Origin of the sequence: Wolbachia endosymbiont of Rhagoletis cingulata (assembly GCF_048537655.1) — a bacterium.
Lineage (GTDB): Bacteria > Pseudomonadota > Alphaproteobacteria > Rickettsiales > Anaplasmataceae > Wolbachia > Wolbachia pipientis.
The window spans coordinates 685,173-709,884 of record NZ_CP175927.1 but is presented as its reverse complement, the minus strand read 5'-3'; the positions used below and the strand labels follow the sequence as shown (position 1 = coordinate 709,884).

Annotated in this window: 25 protein-coding genes, 2 tRNA genes and 2 pseudogenes; 17 read left to right on the top strand and 12 right to left on the bottom strand. The window is 35.8% G+C overall.

The features are described 5' to 3' along the window. Positions 1-98 precede the first annotated feature (98 nt). Positions 99-1,059, top strand: a pseudogene (locus ACJZL3_RS03295) (IS110 family transposase). Between the two features lie 213 nt (positions 1,060-1,272). On the opposite strand, the gene ACJZL3_RS03290 reads toward ACJZL3_RS03295, so the two are convergent. Then, positions 1,273-2,547, bottom strand: a complete 1,275-nt coding sequence (locus ACJZL3_RS03290) for an APC family permease (RefSeq protein ID WP_010082345.1) — start codon at positions 2,545-2,547, stop codon at positions 1,273-1,275. 135 nt (positions 2,548-2,682) lie between these two features. On the opposite strand from ACJZL3_RS03290, the gene ACJZL3_RS03285 reads away from it, so the two are divergent. Further along, positions 2,683-4,149, top strand: coding sequence for a hypothetical protein (locus tag ACJZL3_RS03285; protein WP_419198946.1), 1,467 nt, complete (start codon positions 2,683-2,685; stop codon positions 4,147-4,149). Positions 4,150-4,263: 114 nt separating this feature from the next. Here ACJZL3_RS03285 and ACJZL3_RS03280 read toward each other — a convergent pair. Beyond that, a pseudogene (locus ACJZL3_RS03280) lies at positions 4,264-4,440 on the bottom strand (WPE palindromic element domain-containing protein); the annotation flags it as partial. A 135-nt stretch (positions 4,441-4,575) separates the two neighbouring features. Between ACJZL3_RS03280 and ACJZL3_RS03275 the strand changes: the two are divergent. From ACJZL3_RS03275 to ACJZL3_RS03255, 5 genes are all read left to right on the top strand, one after another. After that, the gene (locus ACJZL3_RS03275; RefSeq protein WP_419198963.1) at positions 4,576-5,742 is read left to right on the top strand and encodes an aspartate kinase; all 1,167 of its coding nucleotides are present in this window, start codon (positions 4,576-4,578) and stop codon (positions 5,740-5,742) included. A 91-nt stretch (positions 5,743-5,833) separates the two neighbouring features. Then, positions 5,834-6,037 (top strand): IS5 family transposase, encoded by a 204-nt coding sequence (locus ACJZL3_RS03270; protein WP_007549940.1) that lies wholly within the window; start codon positions 5,834-5,836, stop codon positions 6,035-6,037. Between the two features lie 33 nt (positions 6,038-6,070). Further along, positions 6,071-6,199, top strand: coding sequence for a hypothetical protein (locus ACJZL3_RS03265; protein WP_255317429.1), 129 nt, complete (start codon positions 6,071-6,073; stop codon positions 6,197-6,199). Then, positions 6,142-6,453 carry a transposase gene (locus ACJZL3_RS03260; protein ID WP_081420825.1) on the top strand — a complete coding sequence of 104 codons (312 nt, stop codon included), beginning with the start codon at positions 6,142-6,144 and terminating at the stop codon, positions 6,451-6,453. Before ACJZL3_RS03265 ends, ACJZL3_RS03260 begins: the two co-directional genes overlap by 58 nt. 162 nt (positions 6,454-6,615) lie before the next feature. Then, on the top strand, positions 6,616-6,759 hold the full coding sequence (locus tag ACJZL3_RS03255) for a Putative reverse transcriptase (protein WP_022626389.1): 144 nt from the start codon (positions 6,616-6,618) through the stop codon (positions 6,757-6,759). Positions 6,760-6,982: 223 nt separating this feature from the next. Here ACJZL3_RS03255 and ACJZL3_RS03250 read toward each other — a convergent pair whose 3' ends face one another. Next, entirely contained in the window at positions 6,983-8,899 is a 1,917-nt protein-coding gene (locus tag ACJZL3_RS03250; RefSeq protein WP_264338041.1) for an ATP-dependent helicase, read from the bottom strand. A 127-nt stretch (positions 8,900-9,026) separates the two neighbouring features. Then, positions 9,027-9,455 carry a WD_0964 family protein gene (locus ACJZL3_RS03245; protein WP_010082321.1) on the bottom strand — a complete coding sequence of 143 codons (429 nt, stop codon included), beginning with the start codon at positions 9,453-9,455 and terminating at the stop codon, positions 9,027-9,029. A gap of 212 nt (positions 9,456-9,667) precedes the next feature. Between ACJZL3_RS03245 and ACJZL3_RS03240 the strand changes: the two genes are divergently transcribed. The 8 genes from ACJZL3_RS03240 to ccmE are packed head-to-tail and all read left to right on the top strand — an operon-like array spanning position 9,668 to position 16,784. Next, a complete protein-coding gene (locus ACJZL3_RS03240) occupies positions 9,668-10,255 on the top strand; it encodes an NADH-quinone oxidoreductase subunit J (RefSeq protein WP_010962952.1) in 588 nt (195 codons plus the stop codon). Continuing rightward, complete coding sequence (nuoK, locus tag ACJZL3_RS03235; RefSeq protein ID WP_010962953.1) at positions 10,246-10,554, top strand: NADH-quinone oxidoreductase subunit NuoK; 309 nt, start codon at positions 10,246-10,248, stop codon at positions 10,552-10,554. The genes ACJZL3_RS03240 and nuoK overlap by 10 nt, the downstream gene beginning before the upstream one ends. Positions 10,555-10,558: 4 nt before the next feature. Continuing rightward, entirely contained in the window at positions 10,559-12,406 is a 1,848-nt protein-coding gene (gene nuoL, locus ACJZL3_RS03230; RefSeq protein ID WP_022626390.1) for an NADH-quinone oxidoreductase subunit L, read from the top strand. A 3-nt stretch (positions 12,407-12,409) separates the two neighbouring features. After that, a complete protein-coding gene (locus ACJZL3_RS03225; protein ID WP_010962955.1) occupies positions 12,410-13,852 on the top strand; it encodes a complex I subunit 4 family protein in 1,443 nt (480 codons plus the stop codon). Further along, positions 13,849-15,213 (top strand): NADH-quinone oxidoreductase subunit N, encoded by a 1,365-nt coding sequence (locus tag ACJZL3_RS03220; protein WP_419198945.1) that lies wholly within the window; start codon positions 13,849-13,851, stop codon positions 15,211-15,213. The genes ACJZL3_RS03225 and ACJZL3_RS03220 overlap by 4 nt, the downstream gene beginning before the upstream one ends. 17 nt (positions 15,214-15,230) lie before the next feature. After that, positions 15,231-16,274, top strand: a complete 1,044-nt coding sequence (locus ACJZL3_RS03215; RefSeq protein WP_419198944.1) for a biotin--[acetyl-CoA-carboxylase] ligase — start codon at positions 15,231-15,233, stop codon at positions 16,272-16,274. Next, complete coding sequence (locus ACJZL3_RS03210) at positions 16,271-16,408, top strand: CcmD-like small membrane protein (RefSeq protein WP_010962957.1); 138 nt, start codon at positions 16,271-16,273, stop codon at positions 16,406-16,408. The genes ACJZL3_RS03215 and ACJZL3_RS03210 overlap by 4 nt, the downstream gene beginning before the upstream one ends. Beyond that, complete coding sequence (gene ccmE, locus ACJZL3_RS03205) at positions 16,392-16,784, top strand: cytochrome c maturation protein CcmE (RefSeq protein WP_010082373.1); 393 nt, start codon at positions 16,392-16,394, stop codon at positions 16,782-16,784. The genes ACJZL3_RS03210 and ccmE overlap by 17 nt, the downstream gene beginning before the upstream one ends. Positions 16,785-16,856: 72 nt before the next feature. Here ccmE and ACJZL3_RS03200 read toward each other — a convergent pair whose 3' ends face one another. The 4 genes from ACJZL3_RS03200 to ACJZL3_RS03185 form a co-directional block, all read right to left on the bottom strand. Beyond that, entirely contained in the window at positions 16,857-17,231 is a 375-nt protein-coding gene (locus ACJZL3_RS03200; RefSeq protein WP_010082372.1) for a hypothetical protein, read from the bottom strand. A gap of 97 nt (positions 17,232-17,328) precedes the next feature. Continuing rightward, a complete protein-coding gene (locus tag ACJZL3_RS03195) occupies positions 17,329-17,814 on the bottom strand; it encodes a hypothetical protein (RefSeq protein WP_010082371.1) in 486 nt (161 codons plus the stop codon). A 41-nt stretch (positions 17,815-17,855) separates the two neighbouring features. Beyond that, positions 17,856-19,331: a magnesium transporter MgtE N-terminal domain-containing protein gene (locus ACJZL3_RS03190; RefSeq protein WP_038199255.1), complete on the bottom strand. Its 1,476-nt coding sequence runs from the start codon at positions 19,329-19,331 to the stop codon at positions 17,856-17,858. 212 nt (positions 19,332-19,543) lie between these two features. Then, positions 19,544-19,619 (bottom strand) — tRNA-Ala (locus ACJZL3_RS03185). Positions 19,620-19,960: 341 nt separating this feature from the next. On the opposite strand from ACJZL3_RS03185, the gene ACJZL3_RS03180 reads away from it, so the two are divergent. Together ACJZL3_RS03180 and nuoF are read left to right on the top strand one after the other, a co-directional pair. Next, positions 19,961-20,033: transfer RNA gene (locus ACJZL3_RS03180), tRNA-Lys, on the top strand. A gap of 19 nt (positions 20,034-20,052) precedes the next feature. Further along, positions 20,053-21,306 (top strand): NADH-quinone oxidoreductase subunit NuoF, encoded by a 1,254-nt coding sequence (nuoF, locus tag ACJZL3_RS03175; RefSeq protein WP_010962959.1) that lies wholly within the window; start codon positions 20,053-20,055, stop codon positions 21,304-21,306. A gap of 28 nt (positions 21,307-21,334) precedes the next feature. On the opposite strand, the gene infC is transcribed toward nuoF, so the two are convergent. The 4 genes from infC to nuoI all read right to left on the bottom strand — a co-directional run bounded on the left by infC (position 21,335) and on the right by nuoI (position 24,645). After that, entirely contained in the window at positions 21,335-21,853 is a 519-nt protein-coding gene (gene infC / locus ACJZL3_RS03170; RefSeq protein ID WP_006279610.1) for a translation initiation factor IF-3, read from the bottom strand. 12 nt (positions 21,854-21,865) lie between these two features. Beyond that, positions 21,866-23,767, bottom strand: coding sequence for a threonine--tRNA ligase (gene thrS, locus ACJZL3_RS03165; RefSeq protein ID WP_010962960.1), 1,902 nt, complete (start codon positions 23,765-23,767; stop codon positions 21,866-21,868). Next, complete coding sequence (locus ACJZL3_RS03160) at positions 23,760-24,047, bottom strand: hypothetical protein (RefSeq protein ID WP_010962961.1); 288 nt, start codon at positions 24,045-24,047, stop codon at positions 23,760-23,762. Before ACJZL3_RS03160 ends, thrS begins: the two co-directional genes overlap by 8 nt. Positions 24,048-24,162: 115 nt before the next feature. Beyond that, on the bottom strand, positions 24,163-24,645 hold the full coding sequence (gene nuoI / locus ACJZL3_RS03155; protein WP_038199316.1) for an NADH-quinone oxidoreductase subunit NuoI: 483 nt from the start codon (positions 24,643-24,645) through the stop codon (positions 24,163-24,165). Positions 24,646-24,712: the final 67 nt, after the last annotated feature.

The following is a 24,712-nucleotide window of genomic DNA, read 5'->3' as shown; positions in this document are numbered from 1 at the left end:
CATAGAGTTAAAGACTGAACAGTATCTTTTGGAATTATATCCCGTATTACAAGGTTAGTCTAAACTCTCAGTTTATTTATAGTCTTGGAGGCAATTTTATGCAAGTAAATGCTATTTTGGGTGTGGATATTTCAAAAAAGAAATTTGATGTTTGTTTGTTAGTGGACAGTAAAAAACGACACAAAGTCTTTCAAAATAATCAAGATGGTTTTGCAAAACTTGTAGTTTGGTGCAATGGCCATGGAGCAAATCTTACTCATTTATGTCTTGAAGCAACTAGTTGGTATGGAGAAGATTTGGCTACTTTTATGCACGATTTAGGACATAATGTCAGTATAGTAAACCCAGAAAGCTTTTGGCAAAAGTGAGCTGCTCAGAAATAAGACAGATAAATCAGATGCAGCTATGATAGCTAGATTTTGTATCGCCAACAAACCTGCTCTTTGGAAGCCCATTGCACCTGAAATGAGGCATTTGAGGGAGCTTTACCGTTGCATGCAATCGCTAAAAGATGATAAGGTGCAACAGACAAATCGCTTGGAAAACAAAAATATGCATTCCAGTTGCAAAGAAGCTATATCTAAAGTAATTTTGGCAATAGAGGAGCAAATTATTGTTCTCGAAAAAGAAATTAATGAGCATATAAATAACTATCCACATCTAAAAAATATGGTGGAAAACCTTAAGACTATAAAAGGTATAGGATATCTTACTGCTGTTGCTGTTGTCGCAAAAATGCCATCAGTTGATAACTTTGACAATGCTAAACAATTTACAGCTTTTGCTGGTCTAAATCCAGGACATTATCAATCGGGATCGTCAGTAAGTAAGAGAAGTTGCATATGCAAAATAGGATCTGAGCGTATTCGAAAAGCTCTTTATATGCCAGCTATAGTAGTCAAAAACCATAATAATCATTTTCAAAAGTTTTGTCAGCGTCTAGCAAGTAAAGGCAAATGTCCAAAAGTCATAGTTCTTGCGTTAATGCGAAAATTAATGCATGTCTTTTTTGGTATTCTTAAAAATAATCAACCATTTAATTGTAATTTTGTTGGATAATTTGTTTGACAGCAGAGACAGTATCTGGGATCCAGATTGGGCACTAAGTTGGTAAACACGAAAGCGATTAATCCTTTACAACGTTTTTGATGGAACTGCGCGAAAGAACTGGATGCCAGTGTCACGCACTGGCATGACACCCATTTCTTCCTATAGTTGTCTTTTCTCGTCTACCTTATTTTGCCACTCTGCTGAACAGATACATAACATTTGCTATACAGAAACTCTGCGATACCAAAATAAATAAAGAGGTACGCCACTTGCAGTGAATAAGCTTGCGATCAGCAAGGTATTCACAGAAGTTTCAAATATTACCCAGCAGCAAAAGGTTGTTGCTATACTGCCAATTAAAAATTTGTAACAACTCTTTTCTTGCACAATAACTTTGAGAAAAGCAAGACTGCATGCAAGGTAAACAAATAAAAATGAAACTACAGAAAAGTCGATAATTGATGTGATCTGCTTAGCAAAATTGTTGCTTGAAGTGAGGATTAGTAAAGTTGCAGTTCCAACTGAGCTAGTTGTTATGCCCCAGAAAGGAGAACCGTGCTTGTTTCTTTGAGCAAAAAACTGTGGCATCAGTTTATCTTTTGCAAGGCCAAGGGCCACTTGTCCACTAGCTAGTACCCAAGCGTTTAAAGTACCAACACAAAAAATGAACGCAGTTATAGAAATAATCAAGTGCCAATTGCCAGAGGCCATAATTTTTATTGCGTCAACATATGGTGCTCTTGAACTTGCTAAATCATTGCCATTTATTAATCCCATAATTGCAAGATTGTTGATAAAATACACAACAGCAACAGAGATTGTTCCAAGTACCACAGCTCTTGGTATTGTTCTAGCTGGATTATCAACTGACCCTGCAGGTGCTGTTGCCAATTCAACTCCAATAAAACCCCATAGAGTAATAAGTGTAGAACGGGCAAGAATCTGCGATGTTGTAAGATTTGATATTTCTTCACTTATGATGAAGTTATTTCTATCAAAAAAAAACAATGCTGCTATAGGTATTACAAGCAATACAGAAATTTTTATCACCGTCAATAAAAACTCAACACGTCCAGCAGTAGCTACTCCTCTAAAATTTATTAGTGTAATAATTGTAAGTAATAACATCTCTAAAAACAGATGTACGTTTTGAATATCTTCATGGAAAAATGGTGTAAGATAACCAACACCCACAACTATTACGGCTGTTGTGCTAACCCATGAGATCACCCAATACGTCCAACCAACAAAAAAAGCTGCAGCAGGGCCAAAAGCATGCTTTACATAGACGTGAGGGCCACCCGTTTCCGGAAATTTTGCGCAGAGTGAGGCAAAAACTAAAGCAAGAGATATAGCACCAAGCCCTGATATTATCCAGCTTATAAGGCTATACATGCCATATGGAGCAAGGCTAATTGGAAGCATAAAAATTCCAGAGCCAATTTGGCTGCTAATCACTAAGGCAAAAATAGCCCAAAAACCTATTTTATTTGACACAATAATTCTTATCTAAATAGATTAACAATATACCCTAAACTCAGAAATTTCAATTGATCTTTTAACATAAAAACTTGCATTTTTTTCAATTTATTCCTAAAATAGATTATATTAACAGATTATTAAGAGGGGGTTATGAATCCGAGATTAAAAGCATTTTTGGTTGTTTGTAGTATTATTGCATTTTTGATTGCACTTTTGTTTCTCGTGTATTATTTAAATCTTCTTGTTAACTATATCCTTGACCCGATTCTAGTTCGTCCCTTTGAAAGATTATACAAAAACTTAATTGTTGATGGTCTTTATGCCTATTTATCTACAAGCACTTCTAACCCTGCACTAGCATTTTTGGCTACAGGTTTTATTGTTATTGCTGCGTTTATTTGCCTGAATAAAATGCTTCTTCCCTTGCAAGAGAAGATCATAAACAACTATACCTCCTTTAAAAACAACAATATTGATAGCAATAGCATGTTGTTTGAGGTTTATAAAGATCCAACAATAAAATTAAAGGACAAAATCTTATTCTTCAGTATACACTTGATATATTACCTACAGCTTCCATTTTTGTATATTGCATCAAAGGTATCAGCTCTACGTGGGTTTCTTATATTTAATTTTGGTTTATTATTGTTAAATTATGCACTGCTAATTCCAGTAGCACTTCTTGAGTTAATAAAATATCCATCAGTAAAACTCTTTTCACCTTTGGGTTTGAATGTAAAGCAGCTAAGCTTTTTGTTTAATGTAAGTGATGTGGGTACTAGTAGTCAGAGCGTTCATACTAGAAGTTTTCAGCAAAGCGTTATTGAATGTGCCAAAAAATTAAAGGAAGAACATGGTACGCCGTTAAATGAGTTGGATGAAGAGTTTAAAAGTTATATAAGCGGTTTAACAAGTCAGCAAAAACGAATGATAGAACCTTATCTAAGATTGGATGGTTATGAAACTGGGGAGTGGGTAAATTGGGCAGATTCACAAACCGGATTGACATTGACACAGGCTATAAATTTAGTTTTAATTGCGGCAAGAAAGCAAAATGCAGATATAGAATTATTGAAGTCTATATTACTGGTTCGCTTTGAGGAAAGTAATCGCCAATGTGGTCCTGGAATGCTCAACCGTATCATTTATGCATTAAGTGGTCTTAAAGCGGAAAATAATTTTGCAGCTCAACTAGAGCCTCAGCCAATAGGAAAGTTGGCTAGTGATGCTACTAAAAGATTTCTTGAGAAATATGTGGATAAGCACTACCATAAAATAAAAGTTTTGAAAGAAAATTTTGATAATTTGTATTCACCAAGTTCTGGGGTGGATTTGAGCAGCGTGAGTGATGAAGTAAAGGATGGCATTTCTTATACAAGAGATGCTATAAAAGAATTTGTGTTTAAGGAATTATATGTAAAGTTTTATAACGACTATGGAGAACATATTCGGAGAGGGCAAATAAAACAAAGGCTAAGAGAATTAATAACAGATGAAGTCATAGATGCAGCAATATCTTATAAGATAGACGAGATAGAAATTCCTGCAGAACCACTTACTTATCTTGAAAGAGTAAAAACATTTTTTGGAGGTCATGCAAGGTCTTCTGCTGCTTAGTGGTTTAGTTCGTGCTATATAGCTAAACTGACTTAGATTTACTGACAATTTTAAAACAACAAATTCGTCATTCCGCTACTAGTTAGCGGAATCTATACCGCGAATGAATCCATAGCTGTACGAACATTGTGATTTGAGAGCAATTTCCACAAGGGAGGGTGTCATTCCAGTGCTTGGCACTGGAATCCAGCCTTTATTATGCAGCCACTTGGTTGAAATTAAGTCTTCTGGATCCCAGTGTCTAGGCACTGGGATGACACCATTTGCTGTGCAATTTACCTTCAAAAATGAATGTTCGTACAGCTATGGAATGAATCGTGGTATGACGCGTTAGCTATAGCTTTGTCTTCCCTTTTCTGAATGGCTTGCAAGCTGCTATCTCTACAAAAACTATATTTTTCTTCAGAAGAGAGTTATATTGTAACTATGGACAAAATAATCATAAAAAAATTTGGTGGGACTTCGCTAACTGATTTAAACCGAGTTGCAAATTTGATAAAAAACGATATTGAGAAAGGTTGTAATGTAATCGTTGTTGTATCTGCTGTTGCAGGATTTACTGACCAAATGGTTTTTCAGGCTAGGCAAATCTCAAATTTAAGTTATAGACAAGAGTTATCAGAGTATGACGTTATGCTTTCAGCAGGAGAACAAATCTCTTGCGGTCTATTAGCTATCACTCTCCAATCGATCGGAGTTAATGCTAAATCGTGGCTTGCCTGGCAGTTACCAATTGTAACTGATGATTTTTATTCTGAGTCTAAAATAAAAACAATAAAGATTGAACGTGTGAAAAGATCTTTTGCTGAGGGTTGTACTGCTGCGATCATTGCTGGTTTTCAGGGTATAAATGATGATAGAATCACTACTTTTGGAAGAGGAGGCTCTGATATATCAGCAGTTGCCTTCGCGGTAGCCTTTGGTGTTAGAACTTGCGAAATTTTTACTGATATTGATGGAATATATACAGCAGACCCGAGAATTGTTCCAAAGGCACGCAAGCTCAAATTTATCTCTTACGATGAAATGTTGGAAATGTCGTCATCTGGTGCTAAAATACTGCATAATCGTTCAGTACAACTTGCAATGAAACATAACATTAAAGTGCAAGTGCTATCCACTTTTAAGGAAGTAGAAGGCACCACAGTGCTACACAAAAGGGATGTACTAGAGAGATACTTAATTACTGGAATAACTTATAGCACTAATGAAGCTCTTGTAACTTTCACTAACCTTGCAAATAACTTGCGTACTTTAAGAGATATAGCAGGAGCAAACGTTAAAATTGATATGATACATGGGTCAAGTTTTGTTATCTCCAAATTTGATATTGATTTAATGGAAAAGTTACTGAATAAGAATGAAAATTATGCTATAAACGATAATGTAGCTAAAATTTCAATAATTGGTATTGGTGTTATGTCTAACACTGAAGTGATGCACCGCACACTCAAGGTTTTAAGCGAAAAAAAGGTAGAAATACTTGCTATCACAACATCTGAAATCAAAATCAGTATAATTGTTCAAAAAGAATGCGCTGTAGCTTTAGTCAAAGATTTACATACTGAGTATGAGCTTGATATGCAGCACTAGGATAGGCTTGACGTCCAGTTGTCTAAGAGTATGTCTTAAAAAGGAATGAGGAAAAAAATATGATAGTGTAAGTAAAAAATAGGAGGGAAAATTGTATCCAAGTGATATAAGTGATAAGGAATGGGAAATTTTGGAGCCACATGTTGCACAAGGAAAGATAGGGAGGCCAAGAAAGCACAATATCAGAACAATTATTAATGCAATAAGGTATATAATGAGAGGTGGTTGTCAATGGAGAATGCTGCCGAAAGATTTTCCTCCATGGAAGACGGTGTATGACTATTTTCTCAGGTGACGTAGTAATGGCAAATTGGAAAAAATACATAATATGCTAGTAAAAGAGGTAAGAAAAATGTTTGGTAAAAATGAAACACCTTCAGTAGGGATAATTGACAGTCAATCAGTAAAAACCACTCAAAAAGGGGATCCAGAGGATATGATGCTGAAAAAAAAATAAAGGGTAGAAAACGTCATATTGTTGTAGATACAGTGGGCTTAATTATTGCGGCTGATGTTCATAGTGCAAGTGTTCAAGATCGTGATGGTGCTCTAAATCTTTTCACTCAAGCTAAATACAAGGCTCCAACTTTACGTAAGTTTTTTGCTGATCAAGGATACATAGCAAAACCGCTGTTTATTGGAGACAGGATACGATTACCAAGAAAGCTGTTGATGTTACAGGATTTTTCGACAATCTGGACCACAATTTAGCACTGCAGGCTATCAAGAAGCACACAGACTGCAAATGGGTCATACTGTATGTTGAAAGGTGGATGAAATCCCCTATTCAGCAAGCAGATGGCAGTAAGGTAGTTAGGGAAAAAAGGAGTTCCGCAAGGAGGTTCAATAAGCCCAATCATTTCAAACATATTTATGCACCATGCATTTGATATATGGATGAAACAAAATCACCCAACAGTACCATTTGAAAGATATGTGGATGATGCGATAGTGCACTGCAGAACTAAAAGACAGGCAGAATTTATGCGAGCAGCAATTGAAGAAAGATTGGCATAATGTAAGCTAAAATTGCAACCTGATACCAATGCCATTCCAAAACTCCATCATTATACTGCCTTAGTATAACCTTCTCACTTCTATTGTCTATTTGTTTGTTATGTAATAGAAATTGGTATGAGATTGAAGAATTAAGTGTGAACGGTTACAGAATTTTTGCCAGGAGAAACATATAGTTAAAGTAATTCAGATTTGTAAGATATGTTTATCTGCAATTATAGCTTCAACAGTAGGCAATGTTGCTTTTAATTACCTCAACATTTTCTCTTGGCAATTCTTTAATGAACCGAGAAGTGCGCATCGGTTGCCACTGGTTGTTAATTTCCCTCCTATCTGCACATGAAATGATTAACCTTTCTTTGGCTCTGGTTATGCCAACATATGCGAGTCTCCTTTCTTCTTCTAAAGCTTTACCACTTTTGTCATCAAAAGATCTTTGATGAGGAAATAATCCCTCTTCCCAACCAGGTAGAAACACGCACGGGAATTCAAGTCCTTTGGCTGCATGAAGAGTCATAACATATACAGTGTCATCGTTATTCATATTATCCACTTCCATCACCAGACTTATATGCTCCAAGAAAGTTGTGGCATTATCGAAATTTTTTAAAGATGAGATGAGCTCTTTAACATTTTCTATTCGTGCTAAGCCTGTTACCTCCTCATTTTCAAGCATTTCAATATATCCTGATTGGTTTGCTACGATTTTAACGAATTCATGCAGTGGTTTTACGCTTACTATTTCTTCCCAAGCTTTAATTTTATTTAAAAAATCGTTGAGTGAGAGTTTAATTCTTTCGGTTACCTGATTACTATTAACTAATATTTTTGCTGCCTCAAAAAAAGAAATTTTGTTATCCTGAGCAGTCGTGTATATTTTCTTTAGAGTTGTAGCTCCTATGCTTCTTTTTGGCCGATTTACTATCCTTTCGAAAGCTAAGTCATCGTTATTGTTTGTAACAAGTCTTAAATATGCAATTATATCCCTGACTTCCTGACGTTCGTAGAATTTTACGCCACTTATAATCTTGTAGGGAATTGAATATTTTATAAAATACTCTTCGAGAACTCTAGTTTGAAAAGTGGCCCTTACCAGCACTGCAATGTCACTAAATCTGTATTTATTGAGTTTCAATATCTGTTCGCTTATGAACCTTGCTTCAGCTTTCCCATCCCATAATTTTATTAGATTTACCTTTTCCCCTTCAATGTTTGTTGTCCACAATTTTTTTTCTAAGCGAGTCTTATTGTGATTGATAACATATGACGCAGTTGCAAGTATGTGGGATGTTGACCTGTAGTTACACTCTAGTTTAACGGTTTTTGCATTTTTAAAATCATCAGAAAACTTCAAAATATTTTCAACTTCTGCACCACGCCAACTATATATCGACTGGTCATCATCTCCTACACAGCAAATATTTGAGTGCTCTTTTGCAAGGTATTTTAGCCAAAGATATTGTATCGCATTTGTATCTTGATATTCATCTACCATAACATATTTAAACTTGTTTTGGTAGTAGGACAGAACTTCGGTCTTTTGATTAAAGAGCTGTATGTTATATAGCAATAAGTCACCAAAATCGACAGAATTAAGGAATTTCAACCTTTCCTGATACTGGTGATAGACTTTGAGTGCAGTTACATATACTGGCCTAAATGATTGAATATCTTCCACTTCAGATGGCAATAAGCACTTCTCTTTCCATTGCTGAATAATATTCATAATGGTCTTACATTTTTCTGATAGGTAATCAGGATTTATTTCATTGATAATATTTTTTATTACCTGTAATTGGTCATCCACACCAATGATTGTAAAATTGGGGTTTAAGCCCACAATTTCTGCGTGCAGGCGCAAGATTTTTGCTGCAATTGCATGGAAAGTGCCAAGCCATGGTATGTTTGTGCCCGTTAGCTCAAGTACCCTTGATACCATCTCATTTGCTGCTTTATTTGTAAATGTAACTGCTAATATCTCATCAGAATAAGCGTGACCGTTTCTAATTATGTGTGCTATTCTTGAAGTAATCGTTCTTGTTTTTCCCGTCCCGGCTCCTGCCAGTATCAAAACTGGTCCATCTATGTTAGTTACAGCTGATTGTTGTTCTGGATTTAGCAGTGAGAGATAATCGTTCATCGTAGCCCTATAGATTATAACTTCGTAAAGTTAAACCTATGATTGAAATATTGTAAAGGTTTTATTGAATAGAACAGTTAAAGAATGCTTCACTCAAGTACTACATATTTAAACGTAGGTTTTACATCTATTTTGTTTTAGTAGTTTCAGGTGTATGTCGAGTAACAACAACTTGATTTGAGGTATTGGCACCAGAACTTCTGCTTGTTGGGTGGATAAGTGGAGTTTGGAATGGCTTATATGTACGGTTTAGTTCCTTCATTTCTATTTCTTCAACTTCAACAAGGGGTTTTTCTTTTGGGGTATAGCGATTATGCGTTGCAGGTCGTTCAGTGAGATTTTCATATGTTTCTTTCAACCAAGTTCCGATATCATACATAAATCCATACGCTTTTTCTTTAAATTCTCTCAATGATCTACTGAAACTTGCTAGTGTGTTATTAAAGTAAATTGTCATATAGTCTCTTGTGGTGTATTGATAACTTTCTCCATCTAGTCTGCTACTTTGTGCGTTAGAACTATTGTTGCTTTTAAAATAACCAAATATGTTGTACATTTTGAGCCGCCATTAATTACTAACATACACATATTATATATTGATAAATTAAGGACTTAGTGTATTGATTAAGCACTTAGAAAGCGCTCTGTATAATAATTTAAAATGGAGCTGGAGCTTTGTAGTACAATGTTTTCAAACGTTTAATATAATATTGACTTTACAACGATAGTCACTTTAAATTAGTAACTATTGTTGCAGTTAAAGTATCAATGCCTTTTTTCTTTTATTTTTTTGCAATTCTTAGCATTTTATCTGCTGTATGCGTAATTAGTGTAAGAAATCCTGTGCATGCAGTATTATTTTTAATTTTCACCTTCGTTAACTCTGCAGTGCTTTTCATTCTCCTTGGAGCTGAATTCATCGCTATGATGGTACTGATAGTATACATCGGTGCAGTTGCAGTGTTGTTCCTCTTTGTAGTTATGATGCTCGATATTGACTACATAAGATTGCGCCAGGGTTTTGCGAAGCATTTCACTCTTGGTGCTATATTGTGTGGTGTGTTTTTTTTGATTATCAGTTTTGTAATCCGCAGCTCAACGCTGAATATAAGTAATGTTATAAACTATAATGCCAATAACGTGAAAGCTATCGGTAATTTGCTCTACACTGACTACATGTACGCTTTTCATCTTTCTGGAATTTTGCTACTTGTTGCAATTGTCGGTGCAATTGCTCTTACTTTGCAGGACAAGAAAAAAGGAGTTAAAAAACAGAATGTATTAAAGCAATTGACGCAATCTTCATCTGTAAAATTGGTTAAGGCTAAATTTGGAAAAGGAGTGGAATGGAAATAGGATTAAATCATTTTTTGATAGTTGCTGCTATTTTGTTCACTGTTGGGGTGTGCGGTATTTTCATCAACCGTAAGAGCATAATCAATATATTGTTATCAATAGAAATATTATTGTTGGCGATTAACATCAATCTAGTTGCTTTTTCTGCCTTTATGAATGATATAGTTGGGCAAATTTTTGTGATGTTTGTGTTGACTGTTGCGGCAGCAGAGTCAGGAGTTGGGCTTGCAATATTGGTTGTATATTATAGAAGCCGTGGCAATATAGATGTTGAACAAGCAAATTTAATGAAAGAATGAAAGTATGATGGATATACTGAAATTAATAGTATTTTTGCCACTTTTTGGTTCGCTATTTGCAGCACTTTTTAGAAAAAGTCAGTTAGTTACAACGGCAGGGATTGGAATATCTGCAGTTTTATCTTGGTATGTTTTTCTCACCTTCTCTGAAAATTATCACTTGAGTTTATTTCCTTTGTTTTCATTGAGCATCTTAAAAGTAAATTGGGCAATTAGTGTGGATGCTCTCTCATCCTTAATGCTTATTGTTATTACCACCGTTTCACTGGTAGTACATCTCTACTCTATCGGTTATATGGAGCATGATAAGGGGAAGTCGAGGTTTTTTTCTTACCTATCGCTATTTACGTTTTGCATGATTGTGCTGGTTGTAAGCGATAATTTCGTGCAGCTTTTTTTTGGCTGGGAAGGGGTTGGCCTATGTTCTTATTTACTCATAGGATTTTGGTTCCAAAAATATTCTGCAAATAATGCAGCAATTAAAGCATTTGTTGTGAATAGGGTAGGAGACTTTGCACTATTGATTGGAATCTTTCTTATTTATTATACATTTCACTCTTTGAATTTTACTGAAGTTTTTGACACAACTGATCTTCTTGGCACGCAGAACATTAGGGCATTCTGCTGTGAATTCAAAGTAACTCATATAATATGCATATTACTTTTTATTGGCTGTATGGGTAAATCTGCACAGCTTGGTTTACATGTTTGGTTGCCAGATGCAATGGAAGGGCCAACTCCTGTTTCTGCACTTATTCACGCAGCAACGATGGTAACAGCAGGTATATTTTTAGTAGCAAAGTGTTCTCCATTGTTTGAGTTATCAAATGTGGCACGAGAATTAATAGTTATCGTTGGAGCACTCACTGCTTTTTTTGCAGCCACCGTTGCAATTACTCAGAACGATATAAAGAAAATAATTGCTTATTCAACCTGCAGTCAACTTGGTTATATGTTCATGGCATGTGGGCTTTCTGCTTACAATGTTGCTATTTTTCATTTAATGACACACGCTTTTTTTAAAGCTCTACTATTTCTTGGTGCTGGCAATGTGATTCATGCAATGCATCATGAGCAAAACATTCAGAAAATGGGAAATTGCTGGAAGAAAATCCCTTGCACTTACGCTCTCATGTGGATTGGATCTCTTGCGCTTTCTGGGATATTCCCATTTGCAGGTTTTTATTCAAAGGATTTGATAATTGAACATGCTTATAGCACGGATAGCTTTGCTTTTGTAATAAGCTTAGTTGTTGCATTCTTCACAGCGTTTTACTCTTGGAGGTTATTGCTTCTTGTGTTCCACAGCCAAAAACAAAGTAAAATTAATATACATGAGGCACCAAAGATTATGCTTATACCATTACTGATACTCGCTTTTGGATCAGTATTTTCTGGAATATGGGGAGCAAATATTTTGAACATAACTAGTAATGCGTTTTGGAAATCAAGTTTAGTGATGATTGATGAGCATGGAGTTCATAATTTCTTTATAAAACTACTGCCAACCTTAGCAAGCCTAAGTGGAATAGCACTTGCGTACCTAATTTACCAATATCAAGTAATTAGGCAAATTAAGAGTAAATTTTTACTTAAGTTTTTGCAGAATAAATGGTACTTTGATGAGGTGTATGAGTTTGTTATAATTGCACCGATAAGGTTTATATCTAGGCTTCTATGGAAGTTTGATGTTAAGGCTATTGATTCATTTGGACCAAATGGTGTTGTAAGGTTGGTTAATGAATGTTCAAAAAGTTCTATAAAGTTACAAACTGGTTATATATTTGATTATGCATTTATTATGTTTGTTACTCTAATAATCGGTGCTTTATATATTATTGGAATTAAATAGAAGGTGTTGTTACTTAGTATATTCTTGCTTCCACTGATAGGAGCGTTGATTTTATCCTTAATCAGGATTAATCATCAATCTATACACTTAAGATTCCTTGCTCTATTTTTTGCTGTACTTCCATTTTTGCTTAGCATTGTAGCTTGTATAGAATTTGATTATAACAATGCGGACTTTCAGTTTGTCAGCTACCCAATTAGAAATGTTGGAATAGGGATAGATGGTATATCGTTGCTTTTCCTTCTGCTTACAACTTTCTTGTTTGTAATTTGTATACTCTACAACTGCAAAATGAGTTATACGACCCTAAAAGCCTATATGGCATTGTTTCTACTGCTTGAGAGTTTTGTAGTCGGTTTTTTCGTTTCACTGAATGCTATAAGCTTTTATGTGTTTTTTGAAGCTGTTTTAATACCAATGTTCTTTATTATTGGCATCTGGGGAGGAAAACACAGGGTATATGCAACGTTTAAGTTGTTTCTTTATACATTAACTGGCTCATTATTATTTCTACTTGGATTGGTTTACATCTATAACATTTTTGGAACGTTTAATATACAAAAATTAGCTACATTAGTGCCAAGCCTTGATCTTGAAGTGCAGTCATTGCTGTGGATTGCATTTTTTATTTCTTTTGCAATAAAAGTACCGATGTTTCCATTTCACACTTGGCTTCCTGATGCACATGTGCAATCACCAACTTCTGGATCTGTGATTTTAGCTGGCTTGCTTATTAAAATGGGGGGATATGGATTTTTAAGGTTTTCTATTCCAATGCTTCCTCAGGCAAGTTTGTATTTTTCAAATTTCGTTGTTGTGCTGAGCATTATTGCGGTGATATATGCTTCTCTAGTTGCGTTTGCTCAAGATGATATAAAGAAGTTAATAGCTTATTCTTCAATAGCACATATGGGGATCGTTACTGCTGGCCTCTTTTCATTTTGTGAGGAAGGAGTACTGGGTAGCATATTTCAAATGATTAGTCATGGCCTTATTTCTGCTGCTTTATTTTTATGTGTTGGAATGCTATATACTCGAACTGGAACTTTGGAGATTGCAAAATATTTTGGCATAGTAAACACAATGCCAAAATTTGGTTTTATGTTCATTTTATTTTCAATGGCTTCAATAGGGCTACCTGGAACATCTGGGTTCGCAGGTGAGTTTTTGGCTATGGTTGGAATGTTTAAGAGCATAGGGTTTTTTACAGGATTTATCGCACTTGGCACTATTTTAAGCGCAGTTTATATGCTGAATTTATGTAAGCAAATAATATGGGGGGTTAGCTATTCTAAATTATTAAATAACCGTTTGGATAGCATAGAATTTTCTGTCTTAATTCTGCTTGCAGTGTTTGTTATTTTGCTTGGATTTTACCCAACCCTTGCACTGAATTATTTGAAGCCATGTATGGCAAATTTGTTAGTCAAATATAATGCGCTATGAATTATATACAGATATTGCCGGAAACGTTCTCTATTATCTCCTCGTTAGTGTTGCTGCTGCTTGGGATTATATTTAACCGCAGAACTATCAACTTATTAGCACTTGGCTGCGCAGTGGTAACTTTGATTATTTTAATTCTTTCGGCAGAAAACAATGAAATTTTTCTCTTTAATTCGTTGTTAAAACTCAATTTATACATCAGGTCAGCCCAAGGGTTAATTCTCAGCACAGGAATTTTAATACTTTTGATGCTGAATTTATCAAAATATGACTATAAGTATGAATTTTCAATGCTGATTCTTTTTGCGCTATTTGGCATGATAACTTTGGTTTCAGCAAATAGTCTGATTTCTTTTTATTTAGCTTTTGAGTTGATGAGTATATCTTTGTATGTTCTTGCGAGCTTTAATAAAGATTCGATTTATTCATGTGAAGCAGGAGTGAAATATTTTACACTCAGTGCATTATCTTCCTGCATTATGCTATATGGAATGTCGCTGCTTTATGGATATACAGGACAAGTCAATTTCTCTGAGCTCGGTTCATTCTTGCAAAACCATCAGATAACTTATGGAATAGTTTTTGGGTTAGTCTTTGTCCTAATTGGTTTGTGTTTCAAGCTTGCTATTGCTCCTTTTCATATGTGGGCTCCAGATGTCTATCAAGGTGCACCTACCATAGTAACTGCGTTTTTTTCTACGGCCCCAAAAGCTGCACTTGTAACATTTTTAATTCGATTGATGAATGAAGAGTTAGTAAATGTAAAAAGTTATGTTCAGCCTATTTTCTTATACGTTTCAGCATTGTCTGTTCTTATCTCAGCTTTTGGGGCCTTACGTCAGCAAAACTTAAAAAGGCTGCTTGCTTACAGTTCAATTGGTCACATTGGTTTTATATTTGCTTCACTTTCTATTTTTACACAAGCAGGAACAGATAGTGCCTTAATGTATCTGGTGATATATATCATCACAAGCATAGGGCTATTCTCATATCTTGTACAAATTGACGATGAAGATTGTGATATTGCAAATTTATCTGGTATAGGGAAGAAACGCCCAATTGTAGCATTTCATCTTTCTGTACTGTTACTCTCGATGTCGGGAATACCTCCACTTGCAGGTTTTATCGCTAAATTTTTTATATTCAAAAGTTTAATAAATTCTGGCTTTATCAGCCTGTCTTTGACCCTTGTGGTGGCGAGTGTTGTATCGTGTTACTATTATCTAAATATTATAAAAGCTATGTATTTCGATAAAGCTAGTGGTAATAAGGTTGCTTATTCTAAGGGCCTATTCATTATCACTTCGGTGGCTTCGCTGATCAACCTCGTTCTTTTCTTGTACGTTTTACTCACTCATTGAACTAAAGGGCTGACAAGGTGACCCCTGAGGGTTTTCATATTCATCATTACAAAAAAGTTTCAAGCACTAATAAAGAAGCGTTGGATTTAATTGATAAAGGAATATCAAATGAAACTATTATTGTTGCTGATAAACAAACAGAAGGCAGGGGGCGCACCGGAAAAAACTGGATTTCTCCAGAGGGTAATTTTTATGCAAGTTTGGTAATAAACCTCTTTAACGATTATCTGAATGAAAGCCAGCTTTCGGTGTCATTCCAGCGCGTGACGCTGGAATCTAGAAATCAAGAAGAATGGTCAAGCACACAACTGTACAAACGTTGTGGTATTCCCACCAAGGATGATGTCATCCGAGTAGCCTGGCACTGGGATCCAGAAAACTTAATTACAAATGGGCAGATCAGGCAACTGTGTAATAAGAACTGGATTCCAGTGTCACGCACTGGAATGACACCACATACCACCTGCAAATTGCAATGTTCGCATAGTTATGTGTCAAGCACTGGGGAAAATACTGGGATGATAGAAAGAGGTTTAATGAATCAAGTTAGCAAATTAACAGAATTGACTTTTGTTACTGCTCTTGCTGTTGGAAATGCTATACTGTCATTTATAAATGGTCTAAATCTCCAGTATAAATGGCCAAATGACATTCTAATCGATGGCAAGAAAATAAGTGGAATATTGCTTGAAAAAAGATCCAATTCGAATTGGCTCATTATAGGAATTGGAATTAATGTCAGTCATGCACCACTTCCAGGAACAACGTGCATTAGCAATTACGGTGAGTCTGTGTCTAACATAGATCTGTTAAAGAAATTAATAATAAATTTTAATAAGCTAAGAAAGCAATGGCTACTTGATGGGTTTTATGCTATAAGAGAAATGTGGTTAAAAAAAGCATTCAAAATGAATGAGCAAATCAGTGTAAAGTTAGCTGACAAATTGTATGAAGGAATTTTTGCTGATATAGATAAAAGTGGTAAATTGGTGTTGCAGCAAAAGGATGGAAGCTTAATTTATTTTGATGCAGGTGAGTTATTTATTGATAATGCATTATGAATACATATGTAATTTTTGCTTACCTTATTAGTTTCACGCTGATTGCTGGAGAGCTAATTTTTACCATTTCTTGTTATACTAAAAGTAAAAAAATTCTAGAAAGCCTGAAAGATAATCATGAAGAAGAAACATAAGCGATTACTTATAACTTCAGGAATTTTCTGCTTTTTAAGTTGTGCAGTTTTTTTTATTTTAACAACGCTCAAAGAAAATATCTCATTTTTCTATACAGTAAGTGAGGCAATAGTTTTACCAAATGGTCAAAAACTAATCCGTGTTGGTGGAATGGTTGTTGAAAATAGCGTGATACGCAACGAAAGTGAAGTGATTTTTCAAATGACAGATTTTAATAAGAGCGTTATGGTGAAATATCAGGGAATACTTCCACCAATGTTTTCAGAAAAAAGTGGTGTTGTTGTGCAAGGTAAAATGTTTGATAATAGTACTTTTCTTGCAGATACAGTGTTTGCAAAACATGATGAGAACTATATGCCGAAAGTTTTAAAATAGATTCCTTAACCTGGCTGTATTGAAACGGTATGTAGAGAGAGTCACAGCCTAGAGACTATTACTCTTTCCAGTTTAACCCCAATCTGGTTCATTAATGGTATTGTTTTCTAATTCCTCTACTTTTGTCTGTAAGTTATTCAGGCTCTGTACTAAACCACTATTTTCATTACCAACCTTTGTAATTAGCTCGTCAAGCTTACTCCTTTCTTCTGTTAGCATGTCATTTAATTGACTGATAGAGTTGCTATTGTTATGCAATACATCATCCAATTCAGGAACGAATTTCGTGTTCAGCTCTGCGATTAATTTATCTAAAGCTTTGTGGACATAACCAAGCTGCGCTGGATTTCGCGCAACTGTTTCATCATAACCTTTAGGTTTGGTGTTAACTTCTATTTTGCTTATTACTTTAAGTTCGTTTTTGCTTTCTTGTTTACTATTATTCATGCTAACTCCTATAAAAAATTATAATTTTAAAATCAATTCAGCTACATTGAAGTGGTATGTGGAAAGAGTAACAGCTAGCAAGCTATTACCTTTTTTATTAAAGCAACCCGTTCTCTTCGCCAGTAGCATGAGGGAATATGGAAGCTTCTGCAATGCCTGGCTGATCATCACGAAATTCCTGAAGCTCATCTCGAAGAGTTTGAAGTTGACTTTTTATTTCAGTTGTATTGTTCCCTATATTTGATATAGTTGTTGACAGTGGCTCCACTATGCCAGTTGTAATGTTACTGCTTAAACTTGTGTTATACTCATTAATACTGTCTATCAAGCCATCATAAACCTTTTTAAGGTATGTTATAGCTGCGGCTGTTTGCTTCATTTCCGCTATAGGTATTTTTTCCAGTGGCTGATTTATATCAAAATCTAACTCCTTAGCACCTTTTTCTTTATTCTGAATTTTTACTGAATCTATACTTGGTTTTACAAAATCTGGTTTTGTAAAAACCGGGCTCTCAAGTTTTAGTAATTTACTTTGGTCTGAAGGCTCGTCACCAAAATATAATTCTACATTGTTTTTACTCATAATAAGTTACCTCCTATAAAAAAATTGATTTTCATAAATTGCTACCATACAAGTAGCATTGAATCGTTATTGTTTTCTACTATTGTAAAATCTGGAGCTTCTGCAATGCCTGGCATATCGTCCTTGATTTGCTTGAGCATCTCAATCATTTCCTTGTTCTGTTTACTCTGCTCGTCAAGTTTCCCTTTTAATGCATCAATAATAGCTTTAGACTGATCTTGATTGCTGAGATCACCGATCACAGCTGTCACTTTCTCATAAGGCAGTTTGTGAATGATGTCTTTAAGCTCTTCTGCGCCTACGTTATCCAAAAGTTCTTTAAACTGCTCATTAGACATATTGCGAGCAAAAGCTTGAAGTTTGTCTGGGTTGTCAACTAAAGACTTAATGATAATCTGAATCTTATTAGAATCAGTTAAATCCTGAGCAATTGCTTCGAGTTTCTCAGGATCAAGCTTATTAACTAAGTCTTTCAGTTGTTCTTCTTGCAGACTATTTACTAAAGCTTTCAACTGATCACCTTCTAATTCTTTGGAGAGTATTGTCAAGTGGTGCTCAGCCAAGTCTTTTGCAAGCACTGTAAATTGCTCGTCATTTAAAGTTTTAATAAGTGCTTTGAACTGATCCACTTTTAAGTGAGGTAAAATTTCTTTTACTTGCTCTGAATTTAATTTTCTCACTAGAGCTTCAAGCTGAGTATCATTTAAAATAGGAACAATTATTTGTAACTTTTCTGGATTTAGTTCCTGAGCGAGGGTTTTTAGCTGGTGATTGGTTAGATGATCCACTAAAGCTTGGAGTTGTTCATCTGTTAAGTTCTCTGCTAAGGCCTGCAACTGGCTTGAGCTCAGTTCAGGAATTATTTTTTGCAGTTGCTCGTTACTAAGAGTATTGGCAAGAGTTTTTAGTTGGCCGTCTGTTAGGCCCTGAATAAAAACTTTAGTAAACGCGTTTGATAGCAACAGTAGCACATCTCTTATATGTCTCTCACCGTAGTATAACATAATGTCTTGTAATACCTCATTGTCAGGTGAATCGATTATATTTCCTGCCTCGTCTGAAAAATAATATTTATTGTTGCCAGTATCTGAATCTTCCCATGTTACATATTTGTATTCCAATTTTTTTGATTTAATAGAACTGCTACACATAGTTTTGAAAGGCTGCACAAGCTCTCTTGTATATGATAACTTAGCCAACTCATTACCGTAATATACAAATGTATGGTTACTTTTTACATAATCTAAGTTAGAATCACTTTTATAATCTTTGGCTACCAGATTTCCTTCATTTTCTTCCTCCAGACATATGTAACTGTCTAGGCAAGAACTGCTGCAAAGTTTTATAGGCAATAAGCCTAGTACTACATCGTTTTTATCATCCAGCGATACAAGCTCAACTTTTTTAATAGGCATTGTAGGATCATTACCTTCAGGCCACTTTATCCTTGTAGTCGGGGTTTTTCTAAACACCTCTTTTCCAGGTATCATCTTAAAAACATGCTTTTTTCCACTCATAGGCGTTACCAATAAATTAATTGTTAGTATTCTAACATTTATTGATTAATTTATTGTTAAGTTAGTATATATTACAATTGTAATAACCAACATTACTTGTGTAGAGAAAAGTTACGAAAAGAAATAGAGATTTTCAGGGAAATAGTATAAAATCCTCATAGATTAAAATAAGCTGCTTTGACAGGTTTTGTGGCGGCTAGAGCTGTATAGACTGGTGGAGGCAAGCGGGATCGAACCGCTGACCTTCTGCGTGCAAAACAGATGCTCTACCAGCTGAGCTATACCCCCAGGTAATTCTTGCTTAAAGCATAAATCACTCAGGCTGAAATGCAAGAAATATTTATCTATTAGGCTATTGCTAAATAGTGTACAAATTCTGCAGGGTGTACACACTTCTCTATTTTTTTGTCTCCTTAGCGTTATACGTCACACCATCCAAATAAATCTGTGAACTGAAAATTAACAAGAAGTTTTCCTTTGGAAATTTTTTTAAATTATTCATAGATTTTTTAACTAAATTATCACTAACGCAGTATATTATATAATTTATTTAACCACACATGAAAATTTTAGTTTGATTAAAACGGATAAAAACTGTATTGATGTTTAGTATAGCTGAAAAATGAAATGATCCCGTAGCTCAGCCGGTAGAGCAACTGACTTTTAATCAGTGGGTCACGCGTTCGAATCGCGTCGGGATCACTCACAAATTTTGAAAAACATGCTAAAAGAACAAGACAAAATATTCACCAACCTAAATGGTAAAGGAACTCCACTACTTGAGGGTGCAAAAAAACGTGGTAGCTGGCAAAAAACAAAGGAATTACTGGATTTAGGATCAGAAAAGATCATTGATGAAGTAAAGAAATCTGGTTTGAGAGGTCGAGGGGGTGCAGGATTTTCCACCGGCCTTAAGTGGAGCTTTATGCCCAAAAATCTCCCAAAAGCATATTTAGTAGTCAATGCAGATGAGTCAGAACCTGGTACATGTAAAGATAGAGATATATTGCGATATGAGCCACATAAGTTACTTGAGGGAATTCTCCTGGCCGGCAAAGCGATCAGCGCATCAGTTGCATATATTTATATCAGGGGTGAATTTTATAATGAATATTTAGTTCTAAAAAAAGCACTTGAGGAAGCCTATAAAGAAGGTTTAATTGGAAAAAATGCCTGCAAATCAGGTTATGATCTTGATGTGTTTATCCATAGGGGCGCAGGAGCTTACATATGTGGGGAAGAAACAGCTCAACTCGAATCAATTGAAGGAAAAAAGGGCTTTCCTCGCATGAAGCCTCCATTTCCCGCAGGTGTTGGACTTTTTGGCTGCCCAACCACAATAAACAACGTTGAAACTATAGCCATGGTTCCAGATATTCTGAATCGCGGAGGAGAATGGTTTGCATCTCTTGGTAAACCAAATAATACTGGTACCAAGGTCTTTTGTATTTCAGGGCACGTAAACAACCCGTGTAATGTTGAAGAAGAGCTCGGAATTCCATTACGTGAATTAATTGAAAAATACGCAGGTGGAGTGCGAGGAGGTTGGGATAATTTACTTGCTGTAATACCTGGTGGGTCTTCAGTGCCATTAATTCCAAAATCTATATGTGATACTATTGAAATGGATTTTGATTCATTAAGAACTGCACAATCAGGGCTTGGTACTGCTGCTGTAATAGTGATGAATAAATCAACTGATATAATAGCTGCAATAGAGAGGTTATCACACTTTTATATGCATGAGTCCTGTGGACAATGCACACCATGCCGTGAAGGTACTGGATGGATGTGGAGGATTATGAAGAGGATGGTGGCAGGAGATATTAAGCCTGATGAAATAGATAAGCTGCTTGACCTTACAACTCAAATAGAAGGACATACAATTTGCGCACTTGGCGATGCTGCAGCTTGGCCGATTCAAGGATTAATAAGACATTTTCGCCATGTTATCAAAGAGAGAGCGATAATTTAACTTTACTTATACTTCTTAAGCCGTTTTGCTACTTAGCAACCAGAGCTAAAAAATATTGATTCCCTTCTCTTTTAGGTGCCAATTCTACCTTTGCGATATCTTCAGTGTCTCGAATTAGCCGTTCTAATTTTTCCAGTCCAACTTCAGTGTTTATAAGCTCTCTCCCTCTAAATCTCATTGTGACTTTAATTTTATGCCCGTGGGCAAGTAAGTCTCTTGCTTGACGCAATTTTGTTCCGTAATCGTGATCACCAATATTGGGACCCAGTTTAATTTCTTTTATAGTTAATGTTTTTTGTTTCTTTTTTGCTTCACTTGCTTTCTTTTTTATATCATACTTTTGCTTGCTATAATCCAGAATTTTACATACTGGAGGGGTTGAATCAGGTGCAATTTCCACCAAGTCTAAACCAACACCCTGTGCAAATTCCAAAGCTCGTTCTATTGGCACGATTCCGACCATTTCACCACTATGATCAACTAAGCGTACCTCCTTAGCTGTGATAAATCCATTAATTCTGTTTTTATTGTTCTTTTTAACTTGCAAACTTTAACTCCCTTAATTCAAATTAATACTTTTTAACAGCGATTCATTAGCCTTTTCCAAAGAAAAAGACTCCTGTCTTTCCGATCCTAAATTTCTTACTGACACAGTTTTACTTGTAACTTCATTTTTGCCTACAATCCACAATATAGGAACCTTGTTTGAACTATGCAAACGTATCTTATAACTAATTTTTTCATTGGTCAAATCAGTCTTGACTCTCACACCTTGTTCTTTTAAAATATTGCTAATTTCTGTGGCGTAACCGTCAGCTTCATTTGTAATGGTCAGAATAGCAAGTTGCGTTGGAGCAAGCCAAACTGGAAATTTTCCTGCATAATTTTCTATCAAAATTCCGATAAAACGCTCAAAAGTCCCAAGAATTGCCCTATGTAACATGACAGGGTGATGCTTGTGCCCATCTGCCCCTATATAAAAAGCTCCCAGACGTTCTGGTAAAATGAAATCAACTTGTAATGTTCCACATTGCCAATTTCTGCCTATTGCGTCTTTCAAAACGAACTCTAACTTTGGACCATAAAATGCACCTTCACCAGGGTTAAGTTTATAACTCAAGCCCGCTTCTTTAACGGCTTCAAGCAGCGCTTTTTCAGCTCTATCCCACACTTCATCATTACCTGCTCTAATATCTGGACGGTCTGAAAATTTCACAGAAATTTCATTAAATCCAAGCTCTGAATATACTTCTTTTAAAAGGTCACAAAACTTTATAGTCTCAGAATTCACTTGTTCTTCCATACAAAAAATGTGTGCATCGTCTTGCGTAAAACCACGCACTCGCATCAGTCCGTGCAATGAGCCTGAGCTTTCATTTCTATGGCATGTGCCAAACTCTGCCATACGTATTGGTAAATCACGGTAGCTCCTGGTGTGAGAATTAAAAATCTGCACATGACAAGGACAATTCATGGGTTTTATTGCTAACTTTTTATTCTCAGATTCGTCAACAATAAACATATTTTCACGAAACTTATCCCAATGTCCAGATCTTTCCCACAGCTCTTTACTTACTAAAATAGGAGTTTTTACCTCAAAATAGCCATTATTTATTAGCTTCTTTCTGATGTAAGACTCAAGAACATTATATAGAATATATCCTTGTTCATGCCAAAAAACCTGCCCAACAGCTTCCTCTTGAATGTGAAATAAATCCATATCCTTAGCAATTTTGCGGTGATCACGTTTTTCTGCTTCTTTGAGGCACTCAAGGTAAGCGTTTAATTCATCCTTATTTCCCCATGCTGTGCCATATATTCGCTGCAACATTGGGCCCTTAGAATCACCACGCCAGTATGCACCCGCTACTTTCATAAGTTTAAACGCTTTAACTCTACCGGTTGATGGTGAGTGCGGACCACGGCATAGGTCAACAAAATCACCTTGCCTATAAACAGTTAGGTTTTCACCCTCTGGTATCGATGAGATAATATCAACCTTATATTTTTCGCCTATACCACTAAAGAAATCAACTGACTGCTTGCGAGTCCAAACTTCTCGAACAAATCTGTGGTTACTTTTTACAATCTCTTTCATTTTCTTTTCTATTGCGGTAAGATCGTCCGTAGTGAAGGTACGATCTGTAGCAAAATCATAGTAAAAACCGTCCTGAATTGTTGGGCCGATAGTAATCTGAGTATTAGGAAATAGCTCTTTCACTGCCTGCGCCATTATATGAGCAGCATCATGCCTTATTATATCTAAACCCACTTCGTCACTCAGTTGTATCACCTCTATCTCTGCATCAGCTTCAATTTCACGTGAGAGGTCATATAGCTCACCATTTACTTTCAATGCAACTACTTCTTTCAAAGCATCCGGTTGTAATATATCAAAGCCAGTGACTTTACCACTGTATTCTTTTACTTTTTGTTCGGTTGAAAAAGTAACCCTAACCATAAATAAACCTATACGGACATGTAGCTTGAAGGCGGTTTGCTTCTTCCAACGGTGTCATCCCAGTGTCACGCACATAGCCATACGAACATTCATTTTCGAAGGTAAATTGCACAGCAAATGGTGTCATCCCAGTGCTTGACACTGGAATCCAGCTTTTTTGTAATTTCATTGAAAATGTTGCATAGTGTGCTTGTTCACAATCAATTTTACTGGATCCCAGTGTCAAGCACTGGGATGACACCTTTGTGTTTGAGGCAAAACAGGCTATAACATTTAACATACTGCCCTCGCAAACAAATGTTCGTACAGTTGTGTATCAGCTACTGGGATGACACCACCCCTAGTGGGCACTGCCCCTAAATCATAATGGATAACAGGGTTATAAGCTCTGAACATTAATAATAAGGCCTATTCTTTTTTAACCTGAGTGCAATTGCGTCTTCCCAAACTTCACCATTACGCAATAACTTTTCTTTATTGTACATTAGCTCCTCTCTTGTTTCAGTAGCAAATTCAAAGTTAGGACCTTCAACAATTGCATCAACTGGACATGCCTCTTGGCAAAGTCCGCAGTATATGCATTTTGTCATATCAATATCATAGCGCGTGGTGCGGCGACTACCGTCTTCTCTTTCCTCTGCTTCAATAACTATTGCTTGAGCAGGGCAGATAACTTCACATAATTTACAAGCTATGCATCGTTCTTCACCGTTTGGATACCTACGCAACGCATGCTCACCACGAAACCTTGGACTTAAAGGGCCCTTCTCCATAGGATACCTCAAAGTAACCTTTGGCTTAAACATATATTTTAATGTAATAACAAACCCTTTAATTAACTCTACAAAAGACCAGTACCAAGCTAATTTCTTGAGCATAAAATATTTAAAACTTGTGTCAGTCATTATAAATCATATTATCAGTTTTCAAAATAAATATTTTCAC

Coding starts and splice junctions, on each gene's coding strand:
- nuoL (WP_022626390.1), top strand. CDS start 10,559: ATGATGGATATACTGAAATTAATAGTATTTTTGCCACTTTTTGGTTCG.
- ACJZL3_RS03255 (WP_022626389.1), top strand. CDS start 6,616: ATGCACCATGCATTTGATATATGGATGAAACAAAATCACCCAACAGTA.
- ACJZL3_RS03245 (WP_010082321.1), bottom strand. CDS start 9,455: ATGTACAACATATTTGGTTATTTTAAAAGCAACAATAGTTCTAACGCA.
- thrS (WP_010962960.1), bottom strand. CDS start 23,767: ATGGTTAGGGTTACTTTTTCAACCGAACAAAAAGTAAAAGAATACAGT.
- ACJZL3_RS03200 (WP_010082372.1), bottom strand. CDS start 17,231: ATGAATAATAGTAAACAAGAAAGCAAAAACGAACTTAAAGTAATAAGC.
- ACJZL3_RS03275 (WP_419198963.1), top strand. CDS start 4,576: ATGGACAAAATAATCATAAAAAAATTTGGTGGGACTTCGCTAACTGAT.
- ccmE (WP_010082373.1), top strand. CDS start 16,392: ATGAAGAAGAAACATAAGCGATTACTTATAACTTCAGGAATTTTCTGC.
- nuoI (WP_038199316.1), bottom strand. CDS start 24,645: ATGCTCAAGAAATTAGCTTGGTACTGGTCTTTTGTAGAGTTAATTAAA.
- ACJZL3_RS03285 (WP_419198946.1), top strand. CDS start 2,683: ATGAATCCGAGATTAAAAGCATTTTTGGTTGTTTGTAGTATTATTGCA.
- ACJZL3_RS03210 (WP_010962957.1), top strand. CDS start 16,271: ATGAATACATATGTAATTTTTGCTTACCTTATTAGTTTCACGCTGATT.
- ACJZL3_RS03195 (WP_010082371.1), bottom strand. CDS start 17,814: ATGAGTAAAAACAATGTAGAATTATATTTTGGTGACGAGCCTTCAGAC.
- ACJZL3_RS03240 (WP_010962952.1), top strand. CDS start 9,668: ATGCCTTTTTTCTTTTATTTTTTTGCAATTCTTAGCATTTTATCTGCT.
- ACJZL3_RS03220 (WP_419198945.1), top strand. CDS start 13,849: ATGAATTATATACAGATATTGCCGGAAACGTTCTCTATTATCTCCTCG.
- nuoF (WP_010962959.1), top strand. CDS start 20,053: ATGCTAAAAGAACAAGACAAAATATTCACCAACCTAAATGGTAAAGGA.
- ACJZL3_RS03265 (WP_255317429.1), top strand. CDS start 6,071: ATGCTAGTAAAAGAGGTAAGAAAAATGTTTGGTAAAAATGAAACACCT.
- nuoK (WP_010962953.1), top strand. CDS start 10,246: ATGGAAATAGGATTAAATCATTTTTTGATAGTTGCTGCTATTTTGTTC.
- ACJZL3_RS03160 (WP_010962961.1), bottom strand. CDS start 24,047: ATGTTAAATGTTATAGCCTGTTTTGCCTCAAACACAAAGGTGTCATCC.
- ACJZL3_RS03250 (WP_264338041.1), bottom strand. CDS start 8,899: ATGAACGATTATCTCTCACTGCTAAATCCAGAACAACAATCAGCTGTA.
- ACJZL3_RS03190 (WP_038199255.1), bottom strand. CDS start 19,331: ATGAGTGGAAAAAAGCATGTTTTTAAGATGATACCTGGAAAAGAGGTG.